Genomic DNA, 14643 nt, shown 5'->3' with positions numbered 1-14643 from the left:
ATATACGAAGCATTTAAAAAAAGCTAATATTTTCCTTATGAAACATACCCATCTTATCTGGAAAGAATTAGAAACAAAACAGGTTTACCAATGTCGAGTCTTTTCTGTACGGGACACCACCAGCGAAGCCCCCGATGGAACAAAAAGTGTTTTTTCTGTTATTGATGCACCAGATTGGGTAATTGTAATCCCACTTATAGAAAAACCTGCAGGCAGCCATTTTCTCATGGTTCGTCAATGGCGACATGGCAGCCGCAGTTTAAGTCTTGAATTTCCAGGTGGTGTTCTCGAACAGGGGGAAACACAAGAAGTTGGAGCTCAGCGGGAGCTTACAGAGGAAACAGGATACCGGGCGGGAACAATCACTAAACTGGGCGAATTCAACCCTAACCCGGCTATTATGTCAAACCGTGTGCATGTCTTCTTAGCAAAGGATCTTATCTATACAGGAAATCAGGACCTGGACGACGACGAATATGTCGACGTGGAACAGGTCCCGATACATGAAGTGCTTAAGGGCATGGGTAAGGCACCCTACATCCATGCCCTTATGGCAAGTGCGCTCTGTCTTTACTTAGCTTTTGGAAGTGGGGCATAAGCCCGGCCTGCCACCCACATGCCATCCCGAATTTCACCATAAATGCTGGGGATTTCCAGAACCAAACCGGGATGTATCAGATTAGGATTGTTCGGCTGGCGAAGCTTAGCTTTGTTCTTTTCGTATAAAATCCGCCATTTGGTTGGGTCGTTATAGACAAACCCATAACCAGAAATATTCCAAAAACAATCTTTAATTGTAGCCCAGGGCCGAACAGTGTAGTAGGCAGGTAAAGGAGCAAGCTGCTGTACTGACGCAAGAGCTTCGAAAACCCGTTTCGATGCAGCTAAACTATCCTGCCAGCGTTCTTCGGCTAGTGCAGTTTCAGCTTCGCGATACGCTGTTTGGGCAGTGGTATATTGTTTTGGGTAGGTTTTATCAGCACCGATAGAGCTTGCCCACTCAAGCCGATTCTTTGCAGCTGCTAATGAATCCCGTGCAGACTTAATGGATAACTGAAGTGCAATATAGTCATCAGACAGCTGGGCATTTTTCAAAGCTTCGGAGGCATAGGTGGCGGCCGCATCATAATCGCCATATTCAAAGGCATCTTCAGCGAGGGCTTTGTATCGTAGACTTTCTAAATAATAGGGATTATTCAACACCCCGGAAGGAAGATTTGTTTCAGTTTCCATGGGTTGGGGGCTATCGGGAACTGCCGCCTGAACCAGGGTAAGAAGTGCAGTAAGTTCCAGCGTTTCAGATGGGTCGCAGGGATCCAAATTCCAGAGGATAGGAAGAACCTGAGCACCATCCCGAGCGAGGGTCCTTTCCCCAGTAATTTGAGAAACTGTCATAGATTCCATAACCATAGGGTCCTGGGATACAGCTATGGCTGGCAATTCTATTGATGGCTCATCCAGATTGGTCTGCGCAAAGAGGAACATTTCACTGGACAGAAGGATTGTGGTTATTATAAAAAGTATCCGTTTCATCGACTGCCTCCTTCCAGAACCGTATCAGCCTTTTTGGCAGCATCCTCAGTTGCAGTTATTTTCTGTTGGGCAGCTTGCATAGCTTCTAAGGCTTGTGCCCGTTTTTCTGCAGCCACAGTTTTTACATCTGCAAACAGCGTTTCTGCTTCTGCATATAAATCAGCGGCTTCATCGTACTTTTCTGCTTTAAAAGCCTGTTCTGCATCAGCGAATACAGCCTGGGCTCTCTCAAAATCACTTTTCACGGCCACATTGGCTTTAAGGTCCTGGGCGGCTTGCCGTTCTGCCTGAGCAGCCTGGCTTCTGCTGGAAGCATTCATTTCCCGCCCTTTATTCAGTACAAGACGGAATCGGAGCAGCGCTTCTTCAGCATTATTCTGAGCAGGACTGATATCCCCTGCATCATAGGCTTGATGCGAAGCCTGCAGTTTCTGTTCCGCTAAAGAGTAATTTCCAGCATCATATTTTGCAAAATCCCGGCGGTCAATTTCCTCTTGGACCGAATAAGCCTCAAGCCCAGTTTTGAGAATGAGATAACGGGTCCGGGCTTCCTGAGCGGCAGCTGCAGCGGTATAATAATCTCCTCCTTCATATTGTGTCTTGGCTTTGTCAGCGACCTTATCTGCTACTGCCAGTTGTTCTGGCAATAACTGGTCTGCTCCGGCTTTAACCGCATCGGCTCTGGCTTTTGCCATTTCCTGTCGACGAGCTTCTGCATAGAGGGGCAACGCTTTAAGAGCAAGTTCATCATAAGCATCAGTTGCTTTGGTGTAGGCTGTAATTGCTTCCGAATAGGAAAGCTGGGTTTTTACCTGAGCCTTTTCACGCCCCATCAGAAAGAAATCTTCAGCTTTTTTCCAATCCTCTGCAAAGGTTGTGGGGGCTTCCAGATCAAAGGCTTGTTTTCTTGATTTTTCTGCACGAGCTACTGCTTCGGCGAGAGCGGATTCAGCAGCCTGATCCGGTGGCAGTTTTGATGGATCGGAGCTCTCGGATGCTTTTTCGTCAGCTGTTGTTTTTGGAGTTTCAGTCTGAACTCCAGGTTCCTCTATCGTAGAAGCAGCAGGTTTTGGTCCGCTGGAACAGGAGATCAGCCCCATAAGGATTAAACTTACCCCTAATAAGGCTGAAACAAACAATTTGTGTTTCATAGGCTCTCCTCACTTAAAATTATAACCTATTGTAGCCCATTTTTTCCTGTACTACAACCTATATTTATAAAACAAACTTGTTTAGTTATAAGTTTCAGTATAAATTTGTTAATTGTAAGGAGTACCTATGTCAGATATAACCTTCGAAATCACAAAACATTTTGGTGTACTTTCTGAAGAAAAATCAGGCTGGAAAAAGGAACTAAATATGGTTTCTTGGAATAACAGAGCACCAAAACTTGATATTCGAGATTGGTCACCGGATCATGAAAAAATGGGCAAGGGGATTACCCTTACCAAGGAAGAGGCTCAAAAATTACTTGAATTTTTAACAGGGGCGATCAATTCTGTTACATAGAGAAGCAATAGCTTCCTGGGTAAGCCGATCGACCCGTTCATTGTATTCGTGGCCCGCATGGCCTTTGACCCAGCGCCATTCAACCTGAAGCGTATTCGCAAGCTGATCCAACTTTTGCCAGAGGTCTTGGTTTTTCACTGGTTCCTTGTTGCTTGTTTTCCAACCATTGCGTTTCCAGCCATGAATCCAGGAGGTTATCCCTTTCTGGACATATTGGGAATCGGTGTACAGGGTAATCGCGACAGTCCTGAGCGAGGGATCGACCAACACAGCCTCAAGAGCCTCAACAGCAGCGGATAGTTCCATCCTGTTATTCGTAGTGAGCTGCTCAGCACCCCACTTTTCATCAATAATCCCTCGAGATTCACAGACAATGAGATAGGCCCACCCACCAGGCCCAGGATTGCCAGAACAACCTCCATCGGTAAATACCATCAATTGGGTATCATTCATAGGCAATTGTGGTCCTCTCGTAGGCTTCATGTAGCAATTCTGCAGTAGCATCCCAGCCAATACAAGGATCTGTAATAGAAACCCCATATCGTAAACCTTCTCCACCGGGGTTAGGATTCTGACAGCCCTCATAGAGGTTGCTTTCGATCATAAAACCTACAATTGGTGAATCGGGTTCTTCTCGTTGAGCTAAAATATCTTTTAAGACAAGGGCTTGCCGTTCAGGTTTTTTTTCGGAATTGCCATGACTACAATCGATTATGATAGCAGGATGAAGTTTTGCTTCTGTCATTTTCTGTGCTGCTTCACGGACATGCAATCGGTCAAAATTGGCACCATGTTTCCCGCCCCGTAAAATAAGGTGACAATCGGTGTTTCCTGTAGTTCTTAAAACTATTGTATTGCCCTGACGATCTATACCGACAAAGGAATGGGGATTGGCAGCAGAAACAATGGCATTAATAGCAATTTGAACATCTCCATCGGTAGCATTCTTAAAACCAACAGGCATTGAGAGCCCTGAAGCCATTTCCCGATGGGTTTGTGATTCAGTTGTCCTGGCCCCAATAGATGCCCAAGAGATTAATTCTGCTATATACTGGGGAATAATCGGATCAAGAACTTCACTGCCCGCAGGGAGTCCCATATCATTTATCTGGACAAGAAGGCGGCGGGCAATCCGCAAACCCCGGGAAATATCATAGGAACCATCGATTCCAGGGTCGACCAAAAGCCCACGCCACCCCAGGGTAGTCCGGGGTTTTTCAAAGTATACCCGCATCACAATACAGAGCCGGTCCCGGTATTGGTCTGACAGAACTTTAAGCCGTTCGGCAAATTCAAGGGCCGCTTCTGGATCATGAATAGAACAGGGGCCAACAATAGCTAAAAGCCGCTTATCCTTACCTCGCAATATAGAGGTGATTCGATTACGGCTTTCAGCTACTGTCTCCGCGGCTCGATCGGAAAGCGGAATCTCCCGTGCAAGTTCAGCGGGAGAAACGAGGGGTATTTCAGCGGCTATGCGTAGATTGTTTGTACGTATCATATAAATCCTGACTTAGCATACTGAGAATAGCGTCTCATCGCAAGGCTGTGAAAGGGTTTTTATCAAAAAGACAGCGCTGCAGGCTATTCGAGGCGGACCGGGACCCAGGTGCCTGTTTCTGCAGACTGCTTTAACGCATCCAGTACTGCCATATTTGCAACCGCATCGGAAACCGGCGTGGGCACTTCCCGGTTTTCCAGAAGGGCCCTGGCAAAGGAATCGAATTCCATAAGGTACTGGTCCACTATTTCGGTTTCGATCATCCTGCGGCCCACGTCGGTTGCTACATGGATGTGACCGCTTACATCACCATACATATTAAAGGGAACCTCAATACTTAAGGAACCGCCGGTTCCGAAGGCATCGAAGCGCTGCATGGAAAAGAGCTGGGTCCCTACCGTAAAGGTAGACCGACGGCCCTCACCGAAATCGAGAATGCCTGACACTAAAATGTCTGTTTTAAACTCCGGATCTTTTTGCACCATACAGAGAACCCGTTGTGGCTCCTGTTCCATCACAAACCGAGCTGATGACACGGCATAACAGCCAATATCGAGCAAAGCCCCACCGCCATACTCGGCGATATTCCGAATGTTGCGGGGATCCTGGTTATTGTAGGTAAATATACAATGGGTATTCATTACTGTCCCGATTTCACCGGCACGAATGAGGTCCCGAGTCCGCTGCCATTGAGGGTGGAAACGATACATGAAGGCCTCCATCAGGGGGACTTGACGATCCGCACAGTACCTTGCGGCCTCCCGAGCTTCCTTGGCATTCAGGGTAATCGGTTTTTCACAGAGTATGGGCTTCCCTGCATCGGCGGCCTTTTTAATCCATTCGAGATGCAGGTGATTGGGAAGGGGATTATAGATAAAATCGATCTCCGAGTCCTTCAGTAGGTCCTCGTAGGAACCATAGGCTTTAGCAAAACCCCATTTTTTTGCATAGTCCTGTGATTTTTGCAGATCCCGGGATGCGATTGCATAGGGTTCCACAAGCAGGGATTCCAGAATTGGCACTGCAATTCGTTTTGCATAGTGCCCGGAACAGCCAAGCACACCCATCTTAAGTTTATCCATTATTCACCTCCCATAATGAGCTTTTTATAGTACAAACCGGTTGGAGTGACCGCAAGGCCTCCTTCGGCACTTTCCCGGATTGATGCGGGAAGACTTTCCCCAATTTGTTTCATCGCCTGAATAACTTCTTCGAAGGGGATACGGCTTTGAATCCCCGCCAGGGCCAGTTCCACCGCAGTAAGGGCATTTGTTGCCATGAAACCGTTCCGTTTAACACAGGGAACTTCCACAAGACCCGCCACGGGGTCACAGGCAAGACCCAAAGCGTTTTTTAACGAAAGGGCTGCCGCATGAAAGCAGGTCTCCAAGCTCGCACCCTGTAACGAAGCTAAGGCAGCTGCAGCCATGGCACCGGCAGAACCACATTCTGCCTGACAGCCCCCTTCAGCCCCTGCGAGGGTGGCACCCTGGGCAATGAAGATTCCAACGAGGCTTGCTATGAGAAAGGCAGAACGCAAGGATCTGCTATAGGGAGGATCTAGGGAACGCGGGACCGAAATCACCCTCGTTTCCGAATTTGTTTCAGTTGCAGCTTTGGACTCTTCTGGAACAAAGGAATCCCAGTAGGCCCAAATAACTGCCGGCACGATACCGCTTGAGCCCGCAGTAGGAAAGGCTACAATTTTACCACCACAGGCATTCACTTCATTTATTGAAAGAGCATAGGCAACAGTACGATGAAAGAAGGGGTCCCGTACTATTCTGTTAGAGCTGCGTAGATACCTATAGGCAGCTCCCTGTGTGAGGCCTGAGCGGGATTGTTGTGGTTCTGAAAGACCCCGAATGAGTGCCTGCCGTGTTATGGCTATACGCCGATCCAATTCTGCGATGACCAATTCTAGGTTTTTTCCACTGAGAAAGGCTTCCCGCTGGAGAAGATATTCATCAATAGTGAGGCGTTCACTCTCTAAAATTTCATAGAGTTCCTTCAGGGTAGAAAACTGATATTTCATAGATGCTCCAGAGACGGAAGATGGATGACCGAAAACACCGGCGGCAGATTCTGTATTTGTTCAATAATCGAGGATGGAATGGGTTCATCAACTTCGATGACAAGGAGAGCCTCATCGCCCTTTTCTTTTCGGTGGCTGGAGGTAGCGGCTATATTGATGTGATTCGCCGCGAGGATATGGGACACAATAGCGATGACTCCAACTTCATCCCGGTGAACTACCAGAAGGGCATCGAGCATGCCCGTAAGGGTTACCTGATAACCGTTAATTTCATCAATCTGGATAGAACCACCGCCAATACTGCTTGCCCGCAGACGTAACTGTTTTTTGGGGTTTGATAGCACCAAGAGCACCGTGTTGGGATGCCAGCCAGATGGGAGTTTTGGAACAGCATCTATAGTGATGGGGAAACCACTGCCATCGTTCAGGGCAGTTTCGAGAAGTTTAGTACCCTCCCGCAAACGTTCATCCTCAGGGGGAATCTCGAGAAGCCCAGCAATGATGGCATCCCCCGAACCATGACCCTTCCAAGTAGCCGCCAGAGAACCATAAAACTGGATTGCCACCGAGTCAGGCTTTTCTCCAAACAACTTTCGGGCCATATAGCCAATGCGGGCGACCCCAGCAGTGTGAGAGCTGGAGGGACCAATCATTATGGGACCAAGAATATCGAACAGGGTAACCTGTTTTTGATAGGATGTGTACGCCATACAGATTCAGTATACACTACGAACGGCATATGCGAAAGCAGATGCTCCCATGTAGACTTGCCTGGAAATTGAAAAGCGGTTGGGCTCATGTAAAAACATATAAAAAGAGCCCATTTTCTGTTGCCGTTCTGGGGTATCTTTTAGTATTTTAGTAACGAGCCTTCGCTGCTTCGCTGGACAGATGAAGGCATATTATCCCATACCATACTAAGCCGGAACCGCTTCAGTCTGTAATCTCCTCAAGGGAGATGAGCAGTTGTATGATGCGCTGACGGCAGAGAAAAGAGGAGAACGAAAATATGGCGAAACAGTTGATGTTCAACGAAGAAGCCCGCCGCAAGCTGCTCTCTGGTGTTGAGCAGATTTCCAAGGCCGTAAAGGTCACCCTGGGGCCCAAGGGCCGCAATGTGCTCCTGGATAAAAAGTTTGGGGCTCCTACCGTTACCAAGGACGGTGTATCCGTAGCAAAAGAGGTTGAACTGGCCGACCCTTACGAAAACATGGGCGCCCAGCTCCTGAAAGAAGTAGCCACCAAGACCAACGACGTGGCCGGTGACGGAACCACCACTGCAACCGTTCTTGCCTATTCTCTTGTAAAAGAAGGTCTTAAGGCCGTTGCTGCCGGCATGACCCCCATCGAGCTGAAACGGGGTATAGACAAGGCCGTTGAGCTCGCCGTTGAAGAAATTAAGAAAAACTCCAAGGAAATTAAGGACAAGGAAGAAATTTCCCATGTCGCTTCTGTTTCCGCAAACAACGACAGCGAAATTGGTAATACCATCGCCGATGCCATGGAAAAGGTTGGAAAGGACGGGGTTATTACCGTCGAAGAATCCAAGACCATGGATACCACCATCGAGTTTGTCGAAGGTATGCAGTTCGATCGGGGTTACATTTCCGCCTACTTCGTTACCGATCGGGACACCATGACCAGTGTCTATGACGACTGCTATATCCTGATCCATGACAAGAAAATATCTTCCATGAAGGACATGCTTCCTCTCCTGGAGAAGGTAGCCCAAAGCGGCAAACCCCTCCTCATCATCGCTGAGGATGTGGACGGTGAAGCCCTTTCTACCCTGGTTGTGAACAGCCTCCGGGGAACCCTGAAAGCCTGCGCCGTAAAGGCTCCCGGTTTCGGCGATCGCCGCAAGGCCATGCTCGAAGACATCGCCATCCTTACCGGCGGCGAAGTCATTTCCGAAGAACTGGGACTCAAACTCGAAAATACCGATATTTCCCAGCTCGGCCGCGCCAAGACCGTTAAGGTTGATAAGGACAACACCACCATCATCAATGGGGCTGGCAAGCAGAAGGACATTCAGGACCGGATTGCCCAGATTAAGGCCCAGATCGAAGAAACCACTTCTGACTATGATCGGGAAAAGCTCCAGGAACGGCTGGCCAAGCTCGCCGGCGGCGTAGCGGTCATCAATGTTGGTGCGGCTACCGAAGTAGAGCTCAAAGAAAAGAAACACCGGGTGGAAGACGCCCTCTCCGCTACCCGGGCGGCTATCGAAGAAGGTATCGTTCCCGGTGGTGGTCTCGCTCTGATTCAGGCAGCCATCGCTCTGGAAAAAGCTGACATTTCCAATCTCACCGATGACGAAAAGGTTGGCTTTAAGATTGTTAAGCGGGCCCTGGAAGAACCAATCCGCCAGATCGCAGAAAACGCCGGTCTCGATGGGGCTGTCATTGCTGACAAGGCCAAGAGCGAGAAAAAGGGCATCGGCTTTGATGCGGCTAAGATGGAATGGGTGGACATGGTTAAGGCCGGTATCATCGATCCCGCCAAGGTTACCCGGTCAGCACTGCAGAATGCTGCATCTATCGCGAGTCTGCTTCTGACCACCGAATGCGCCATTACCGATATTCCTGAAAAGAAAGAACCCGCAATGCCCGCTGGTGGCGGCATGGGCGGCATGGGAATGGATTACTAATCGATCCTGTAACCTGAAGTCAGTAAGGGGCGGCCAGGGGGCCGCCCTTTTTATTATACTTGTATCATGCGACTGCATGGATTTCCGCCAATTATAGCTCAGGATGCATGGCTTCTCATCTTAGGGTCCTTTCCGAGCACAGCAAGCCTGGAATGTGGAATGTATTATGGACATGGCCGCAACCATTTTTGGCCCATCCTGGCCCGCATTTGTAAGGCTTCGGTACCGGTCAGTATTGATGAAAAGCGGGCCCTGCTTACGGCGGGACAGCTTGCCCTCTGGGACCTGGTGGCTTCCTGCGAGCGGATCGGCAGTCTGGACCAGAATATCATGGAACCAGTTCTGAATGATATTACAGGCCTTGTAGCGGCTCATACGGCCATAGTCCGCATTCTTTTAAACGGAAGTCTTGCGGCAGAGCTCTTTTACCGCAAAATACTGGGGCACAGGGGGGCCCTCCCCCCTATAGGTTCAATTCGGACCTGGGAAGGGCCGCAGAAAAGAGTAATTTCTGTCTACAGGCTCCCATCGACGAGTCCGGTACCGACAAAACAGTTTAGACGACTCGAAGATAAGTTAACCCTCTGGGAAAGGGCGATACTGGAGTGAGGGCGTAATCTATCTTGACTGTCACCCCTTATATAATAGTTGAAATTTCGCTATAAGTGTAGTACATTGTAAACATGGTCAGATATCTTGAAGAAGTTTTAAAGCGCATCAAGAAAGGCCAAATCCCAAAAGAGATTTTTGTGCATTTTAATAATGCATTCATGTCATTAGACTTAACAAAGGACTTAAGTCTTTTTGATATAAAGCAACTGAAGATAGCTGAAGAGAAAAATCGAGTATATCATCGTTTGAGAAAAGGGAAGTATCGCGCGATTTTCTATATACAGGAAGAAGATATTTTCGTTATTACAATTGATAAGAGAGAGGAGATTTATAAGAAATGGCAGTAATATCTGTACGGTTAAATAGTGAAGAAGAGAAGATAGTATCTTTCCTATCTGAACACCTAGAAAAAGATAAATCGACACTCATTAGGGATTCAATAATGGAGATGTACGAAGATTATATAGATCGAGAGTTTATAGAACGATTTGAAAGTGATGAAATAAATAAGAAGTTTATTACCGCAGAAGACATCTTGAAAAGTATTTAATAAAATTGATGATATTGTTTTAGAGAATTGGGAACAAAAAGACGCTTAACAATCGCTTCAACCTGAGTCGCCTATGGCACGGTTATGTGCGTCAGGCTTCGCCTGGCACAAACCGCGCCATGTAGGTTTCGCAGGTTAATCCTATGATAACCATAAATAACATCCCGTTGATGATATGGCGAGCAGCCTTTAGGACAAGTCCGACAAACTGATAACGGGATGTAAGGGATACAATAGGAGCCTTCAATACCCCCTCACCCGCCCTCACTATTCTCTGATTCCAAACTGCCGGGCGATGCGATCGTAATAATCCAGAACCGAGCGGACCCAGGCCCGTTTCTGGGGATAGGGGTGGTAGTAAAAGGATCGCTTAAAGCCGTAGGCAATCATGTTTTTAAGGTCATGGGCTGTGATAGGGAAGGTATCCAGGGCAAGGCGGTACTCCTTGCAGAGGCTGGTGTTAGAAACGAGGCGGTTGTCGGTGCAGAGGGTTACCGAAAGTTTCTGTTCAAGCATCCGCCGGAAGGAGTGCTGTTCCAGGCTTTTCAGGTCCGGCGTAGTCTGCATATTGCTCGTGAGGCATACTTCCACGGTGATGCGCCGGTTGGCGATATAATTGACCAACTCTTTTACATAGGTTTCCGGATCCTGTTCGTGTGAACTGCGGATAAGGTCCACATCAAAAAGGTGGAGCCCGTGGCCGATACGGTCGGCCTGCAGTTTCGTCACCGCCTGAAAGATGCTTTCGGGACCAAAGGCTTCCCCCGCATGGACCGTTTTATGAAGAAACCCCTTCTCAACCAGTTCATAACTCGCCTGATGATCACTGGCAGGGTAGCCATATTCTGCACCGGCCAGATCGAAACCAACAATCTGGATTGATGAATGGGCCCGCAGTTGGACTACCGCTTTGGCGAGTTCGAGACTGGCCCCGCTGATGATTTCCGTAGGGGAAGAAAACTCGTGCATCCGGCTGTAATCCCGGTAATAGGGAGAAAAGTCTTTAGTAAAAAAGCGCATGGCACAGGCGATAATACCATAGTCGTAGGCAGGTTCGTTGCTGGGCCTATGGCGGTTCAGCTTATCCCTTGCATCTCTGAGCCCCTGGTCAACGGCTTCCATTACATCCTGGAAGCTGAGGGTCTCTGACATGAGGAGCTGCGGTGCAAAGCGAACTTCGAGATAACGGACTCCTTCGGCGGCATTATCCATAAAGAGTTCATAAGAAACCCGATATAGGGCGTCCCGACTGCGGAGTACCGCCGTGGTATAGGCAAAACCAGCCAGATATTCTTCCAGATTCTGATAGGAATCCTTAAATACGGTTTTTCGCAGACCCGCCTCGTCCATGGCAGGCAGAGAGACACCGGAGGCCTTAGCGAGGTCGATGAGGGTACCAATTCTGAGGCTACCGTCCAGATGGACATGTAGATCCGTTTTCGGTATGGCCTGGATAAAATCATCGGTAAAGTACTGCATCCTTTTACTATACTTCCTGCCATTTCAGGCGTCAATCTTGCGAGGGAAGACTCGCCATAATAGACTTTTCAGCATTTTTGCGATACAAAGGTTATATATGTGGCAGTTTTTGAAAAATCTTCCGTTTATTCGTCTGTTTCGAAAACAAGCAATTGATACCGAAGAACTCAAGGAAGAACGATGGGTGGCAGATTTTTCCAAACCCCACAAAGCCCGATTCGTGCCGGAAACAGGGCCCACCTATGAGAGCAGTATAGGGAAACAGGGCCTTGCGCTAGCACTGAAGAAGGGTCTTCAATTTGCCTGGGTAGAGGATCCGCTGTATCGCTATGCCGACCTTATTATAGAAGGGAAAATTCGTTTAGAAGCCCAGGGAACTTATGGGGCAGCGGGATTTCAGTTCCGCAGGGCCGATGATTCGAGCTATTATTCCTTTCTGCTTTCTACCAAAGGTTATTTCAGGTTTGATGTACTGTTTAACGGTACCACCATGCCGCTTATCGGTTGGACGGAAGCCCCTGATTTTCACAGCTCTGAGGGAGAATATAACTCAGTGCGGATCATCGCTTTGGGTGATAAGTTTACTTTTATTATCAATGATAAGTGGGCTGGAGAAATTGTTGATGATACTATTCCTTCAGGAAAACTGGCCTTTGCAGTGGTTTCCTATGAAGAGGCGGATCCAGAGACCAGTACCGGTCAAGGGAACATCACCGGTCGGCTGCAGGCATTAACCGTAGATTCAAGGCTTATCGAAGTAGAGGCGGTTCATCTGCGGTGGAACCGGTTCATCAAGATTGATGAAAAAGCCCGGTTCCGTTTGGCGGAGACCTTCCTCGCCATGAATCAGCCCCTGTCAGCCCTGGTACAGATAAAACGTATCTGGAAAACCGCCGGTGCACCCCGCAGTCAGCAGGAACTTCTTTTTGCGGCCCGTTGCGCGATGCAGTTGTCCCTGTATGAAGAGGCAGAGGAGTATCTTGACCATTGCCTCGAGGCTGATATCGATTCTGAAGAAAGCCGGAATGCCCTGGCAGAAAAGGCAAAACTGCTGTACCTGCAGAGCCGATATGCGGATCTAGAAGAACATGCAAAAGGGGCTTTAGAAATCTTTCCCCAGGATCCCCTGCTGCACACCCTTTTGGGACATGCCTACATCAACCTGGGTAGACCTGACCTGACGGCAGAGGCCTACGATAAAGCCTTGAGTCTCGACAATGAAAATGCCCTTATTGCCCAGAACGCAGGTTCTGCCTATGAACGGCTCGGCGATGATAAAACAGCCCTCGAACGGTACCTGCTGGCGGGGCGGCTCTTTTTAAACACTGAAAACTATAACGACCTGGCATTGGTCATTCCCCGCGTACTGGATCTGGGCAGTAACGATCCCCGCTCTCACAGCCTGGCAGGGAAATACTATTTTGCCATCGAGGATTTTCATCGGGCAGAGAAAGAGTTGGCCCTGGCAGACCGGGTGGGGGATGAGTCTGGCACAGGTGAGACCTCAGCGGATGCGGCGGCCGGTGCCGGTGGTACGGGCGGCATTGGTGCATCTGGTGGACCCATCGGCCTTGACCCCGCGGTACCCTACCTGAGGGCCCTTCTCCTCATTAAAAAGGATAAACGCAAGGCCGCCCTGGCTCTTCTTAAGCGCGCGGTAGAGCTTGCCCCCGATTCGGCGATCTTTCATTTCCGTCTTGCAGAAAACCTTTTTCTCTTACATCAAAATCCAAAGGAAAAGGAACTGTGGGACCATATCAACAGGGTCTTTGAACTACAGCCCGATGATGGCTGGACACTGAACCTGGCAGCCCAGGTTGCGTTAAAGGATGGTAACCTGGATTCGGCAAAGGCATACCTGGAAAAAGCAGCGGCTTTGCTCCCGAAAGAAGCGGCAGTCCGAATGAATCAGGCTGAGTTGGCTTACCTCCACGGGAATATCGATAATGCCCTACTATTGCTGAACGATGATGCGGTGGATGACCCGGAAGGCCTTTTGGCACATCAGGCTGGAACCATACTGTATCGGGCAGACCGGCTCGAAGAAGCGAAGGCGTATTTTGCAGAAGCCCTGAAAAAATGCCCTGAGCGGCTCGACTACCTTATAGATCAGGCGAATTGTCTCATCAACCTGGGGCTGTATGGTGAAGCCGACACGCTTTTGGCTAAGGCCTATGATCGGGAAGAAAACGAAGCGGTTCTCGATTTAATCGGCTATATTGCCTATAAAAAAGGTGAATTTCCCCGTGCCGAAGCTGCTTACCGCCTTGCTTTAGAACGGGATCCTGATAATACCAGCTTCCTTTCTGCGCTCGCCTGGATCTATATTACGATGGCCCGATGGACGAGCGCCGAAGATTGTATCCAGAAATTGGAGCATTTAGTAGCACCGGAATCAGTTGAATATGAATCGGTACAGGAATTACGGGAACGGCTCCTCATGGGAACCACCAGGCTGGTGCAGTGCGCCAGTTGCAGCCGAAACTGGCGGGTGCCCCTGGAGCCGCCGGCGGCACCGCCCCTGCGGCTTGTGGCTGAACCGCCGGATGAGCTCCCTGCGGGGACCTGCATCCACTGCGGCAAAACCTACTGTATTGGCTGTGCAAAACAATCCCTCGATGCAAGCGGCCGTTTTGTGTGTCCTACCTGTGGTGAGCGGCTCAAACTGTACGATGAGGGCTTAAAAAAACTGATCGCCGACTGGGCTCGGGGAGCCTCTTACTGAAATAGAAAGCCTAAGCATAGCAGAATGGGCTGAAGGCTCAGCGGCGTGC

15 protein-coding genes are annotated in these 14643 nt (G+C 49.0%); 7 read left to right on the top strand and 8 right to left on the bottom strand.

Annotation, left to right across the window (positions count from 1 at the left end; genetic code table 11):
• Nucleotides 1-37 precede the first annotated feature (37 nt).
• On the top strand, nt 38-598 hold the full coding sequence (locus tag SPICA_RS02195) for an NUDIX hydrolase (RefSeq protein WP_013967912.1): 561 nt from the start codon (nt 38-40) through the stop codon (nt 596-598).
• On the opposite strand, the gene SPICA_RS02190 is transcribed toward SPICA_RS02195, so the two are convergent.
• Both SPICA_RS02190 and SPICA_RS02185 read right to left on the bottom strand, forming a co-directional pair.
• Complete coding sequence (locus tag SPICA_RS02190; RefSeq protein WP_013967911.1) at nt 571-1533, bottom strand: LysM peptidoglycan-binding domain-containing protein; 963 nt, start codon at nt 1531-1533, stop codon at nt 571-573. The two genes, SPICA_RS02195 and SPICA_RS02190, sit on opposite strands and share 28 nt — an antisense overlap.
• On the bottom strand, nt 1530-2684 hold the full coding sequence (locus SPICA_RS02185; protein WP_013967910.1) for a hypothetical protein: 1155 nt from the start codon (nt 2682-2684) through the stop codon (nt 1530-1532). The genes SPICA_RS02190 and SPICA_RS02185 overlap by 4 nt, the downstream gene beginning before the upstream one ends.
• A gap of 127 nt (nt 2685-2811) precedes the next feature.
• Here SPICA_RS02185 and SPICA_RS02180 point away from each other — a divergent pair, with 127 nt between their 5' ends.
• Nucleotides 2812-3042 (top strand): YdbC family protein, encoded by a 231-nt coding sequence (locus SPICA_RS02180; protein WP_013967909.1) that lies wholly within the window; start codon nt 2812-2814, stop codon nt 3040-3042.
• Here the strand turns inward: SPICA_RS02180 and rnhA are convergent.
• From rnhA to sdaAB, 5 genes are all read right to left on the bottom strand, one after another.
• Nucleotides 3013-3495 carry a ribonuclease HI gene (gene rnhA / locus SPICA_RS02175; RefSeq protein WP_013967908.1) on the bottom strand — a complete coding sequence of 161 codons (483 nt, stop codon included), beginning with the start codon at nt 3493-3495 and terminating at the stop codon, nt 3013-3015. The genes SPICA_RS02180 and rnhA overlap by 30 nt on opposite strands.
• Nucleotides 3488-4543, bottom strand: a complete 1056-nt coding sequence (locus SPICA_RS02170) for a 3-deoxy-7-phosphoheptulonate synthase (protein WP_013967907.1) — start codon at nt 4541-4543, stop codon at nt 3488-3490. Before SPICA_RS02170 ends, rnhA begins: the two co-directional genes overlap by 8 nt.
• A gap of 83 nt (nt 4544-4626) precedes the next feature.
• Nucleotides 4627-5625, bottom strand: coding sequence for a Gfo/Idh/MocA family protein (locus SPICA_RS02165; protein ID WP_013967906.1), 999 nt, complete (start codon nt 5623-5625; stop codon nt 4627-4629).
• Nucleotides 5625-6578, bottom strand: a complete 954-nt coding sequence (locus SPICA_RS02160) for an L-serine ammonia-lyase, iron-sulfur-dependent, subunit alpha (protein ID WP_013967905.1) — start codon at nt 6576-6578, stop codon at nt 5625-5627. The genes SPICA_RS02165 and SPICA_RS02160 overlap by 1 nt, the downstream gene beginning before the upstream one ends.
• Nucleotides 6575-7288, bottom strand: coding sequence for an L-serine ammonia-lyase, iron-sulfur-dependent subunit beta (gene sdaAB, locus SPICA_RS02155; RefSeq protein WP_013967904.1), 714 nt, complete (start codon nt 7286-7288; stop codon nt 6575-6577). The genes SPICA_RS02160 and sdaAB overlap by 4 nt, the downstream gene beginning before the upstream one ends.
• Before the next feature lie 299 nt (nt 7289-7587).
• Between sdaAB and groL the strand changes: the two genes are divergently transcribed.
• The 4 genes from groL to SPICA_RS02135 all read left to right on the top strand — a co-directional run bounded on the left by groL (nt 7588) and on the right by SPICA_RS02135 (nt 10390).
• Complete coding sequence (gene groL, locus SPICA_RS02150; protein WP_013967903.1) at nt 7588-9228, top strand: chaperonin GroEL; 1641 nt, start codon at nt 7588-7590, stop codon at nt 9226-9228.
• A 66-nt stretch (nt 9229-9294) separates the two neighbouring features.
• Nucleotides 9295-9837, top strand: a complete 543-nt coding sequence (locus tag SPICA_RS02145) for a DNA-deoxyinosine glycosylase (protein WP_013967902.1) — start codon at nt 9295-9297, stop codon at nt 9835-9837.
• A gap of 74 nt (nt 9838-9911) precedes the next feature.
• On the top strand, nt 9912-10187 hold the full coding sequence (locus SPICA_RS02140) for a type II toxin-antitoxin system RelE family toxin (protein ID WP_013967901.1): 276 nt from the start codon (nt 9912-9914) through the stop codon (nt 10185-10187).
• Entirely contained in the window at nt 10178-10390 is a 213-nt protein-coding gene (locus SPICA_RS02135; protein ID WP_013967900.1) for a DUF6290 family protein, read from the top strand. The genes SPICA_RS02140 and SPICA_RS02135 overlap by 10 nt, the downstream gene beginning before the upstream one ends.
• Nucleotides 10391-10657: 267 nt before the next feature.
• On the opposite strand, the gene SPICA_RS02130 is transcribed toward SPICA_RS02135, so the two are convergent.
• Complete coding sequence (locus SPICA_RS02130; RefSeq protein WP_013967899.1) at nt 10658-11869, bottom strand: adenosine deaminase family protein; 1212 nt, start codon at nt 11867-11869, stop codon at nt 10658-10660.
• Nucleotides 11870-11966: 97 nt separating this feature from the next.
• Here SPICA_RS02130 and SPICA_RS02125 point away from each other — a divergent pair, with 97 nt between their 5' ends.
• Entirely contained in the window at nt 11967-14594 is a 2628-nt protein-coding gene (locus tag SPICA_RS02125; protein ID WP_013967898.1) for a tetratricopeptide repeat protein, read from the top strand.
• Nucleotides 14595-14643 lie beyond the last annotated feature (49 nt).

The sequence above is a fragment of the Gracilinema caldarium DSM 7334 genome (assembly GCF_000219725.1).
Classification (GTDB): Bacteria; Spirochaetota; Spirochaetia; order Treponematales; family Breznakiellaceae; genus Gracilinema; species Gracilinema caldarium.
This window is presented reverse-complemented; position numbering and strand designations above follow the sequence as displayed.

Bases quoted from the DNA above. Each gene is read 5' to 3' on its own strand.
- SPICA_RS02140 (WP_013967901.1), top strand. From the start codon at position 9,912: ATGGTCAGATATCTTGAAGAAGTTTTAAAGCGCATCAAGAAAGGCCAA.
- SPICA_RS02145 (WP_013967902.1), top strand. From the start codon at position 9,295: ATGCGACTGCATGGATTTCCGCCAATTATAGCTCAGGATGCATGGCTT.
- SPICA_RS02165 (WP_013967906.1), bottom strand. From the start codon at position 5,625: ATGGATAAACTTAAGATGGGTGTGCTTGGCTGTTCCGGGCACTATGCA.
- rnhA (WP_013967908.1), bottom strand. From the start codon at position 3,495: ATGAATGATACCCAATTGATGGTATTTACCGATGGAGGTTGTTCTGGC.
- SPICA_RS02130 (WP_013967899.1), bottom strand. From the start codon at position 11,869: ATGCAGTACTTTACCGATGATTTTATCCAGGCCATACCGAAAACGGAT.
- sdaAB (WP_013967904.1), bottom strand. From the start codon at position 7,288: ATGGCGTACACATCCTATCAAAAACAGGTTACCCTGTTCGATATTCTT.
- SPICA_RS02195 (WP_013967912.1), top strand. From the start codon at position 38: ATGAAACATACCCATCTTATCTGGAAAGAATTAGAAACAAAACAGGTT.
- SPICA_RS02170 (WP_013967907.1), bottom strand. From the start codon at position 4,543: ATGATACGTACAAACAATCTACGCATAGCCGCTGAAATACCCCTCGTT.
- SPICA_RS02185 (WP_013967910.1), bottom strand. From the start codon at position 2,684: ATGAAACACAAATTGTTTGTTTCAGCCTTATTAGGGGTAAGTTTAATC.
- SPICA_RS02135 (WP_013967900.1), top strand. From the start codon at position 10,178: ATGGCAGTAATATCTGTACGGTTAAATAGTGAAGAAGAGAAGATAGTA.
- SPICA_RS02125 (WP_013967898.1), top strand. From the start codon at position 11,967: ATGTGGCAGTTTTTGAAAAATCTTCCGTTTATTCGTCTGTTTCGAAAA.
- groL (WP_013967903.1), top strand. From the start codon at position 7,588: ATGGCGAAACAGTTGATGTTCAACGAAGAAGCCCGCCGCAAGCTGCTC.
- SPICA_RS02190 (WP_013967911.1), bottom strand. From the start codon at position 1,533: ATGAAACGGATACTTTTTATAATAACCACAATCCTTCTGTCCAGTGAA.
- SPICA_RS02160 (WP_013967905.1), bottom strand. From the start codon at position 6,578: ATGAAATATCAGTTTTCTACCCTGAAGGAACTCTATGAAATTTTAGAG.
- SPICA_RS02180 (WP_013967909.1), top strand. From the start codon at position 2,812: ATGTCAGATATAACCTTCGAAATCACAAAACATTTTGGTGTACTTTCT.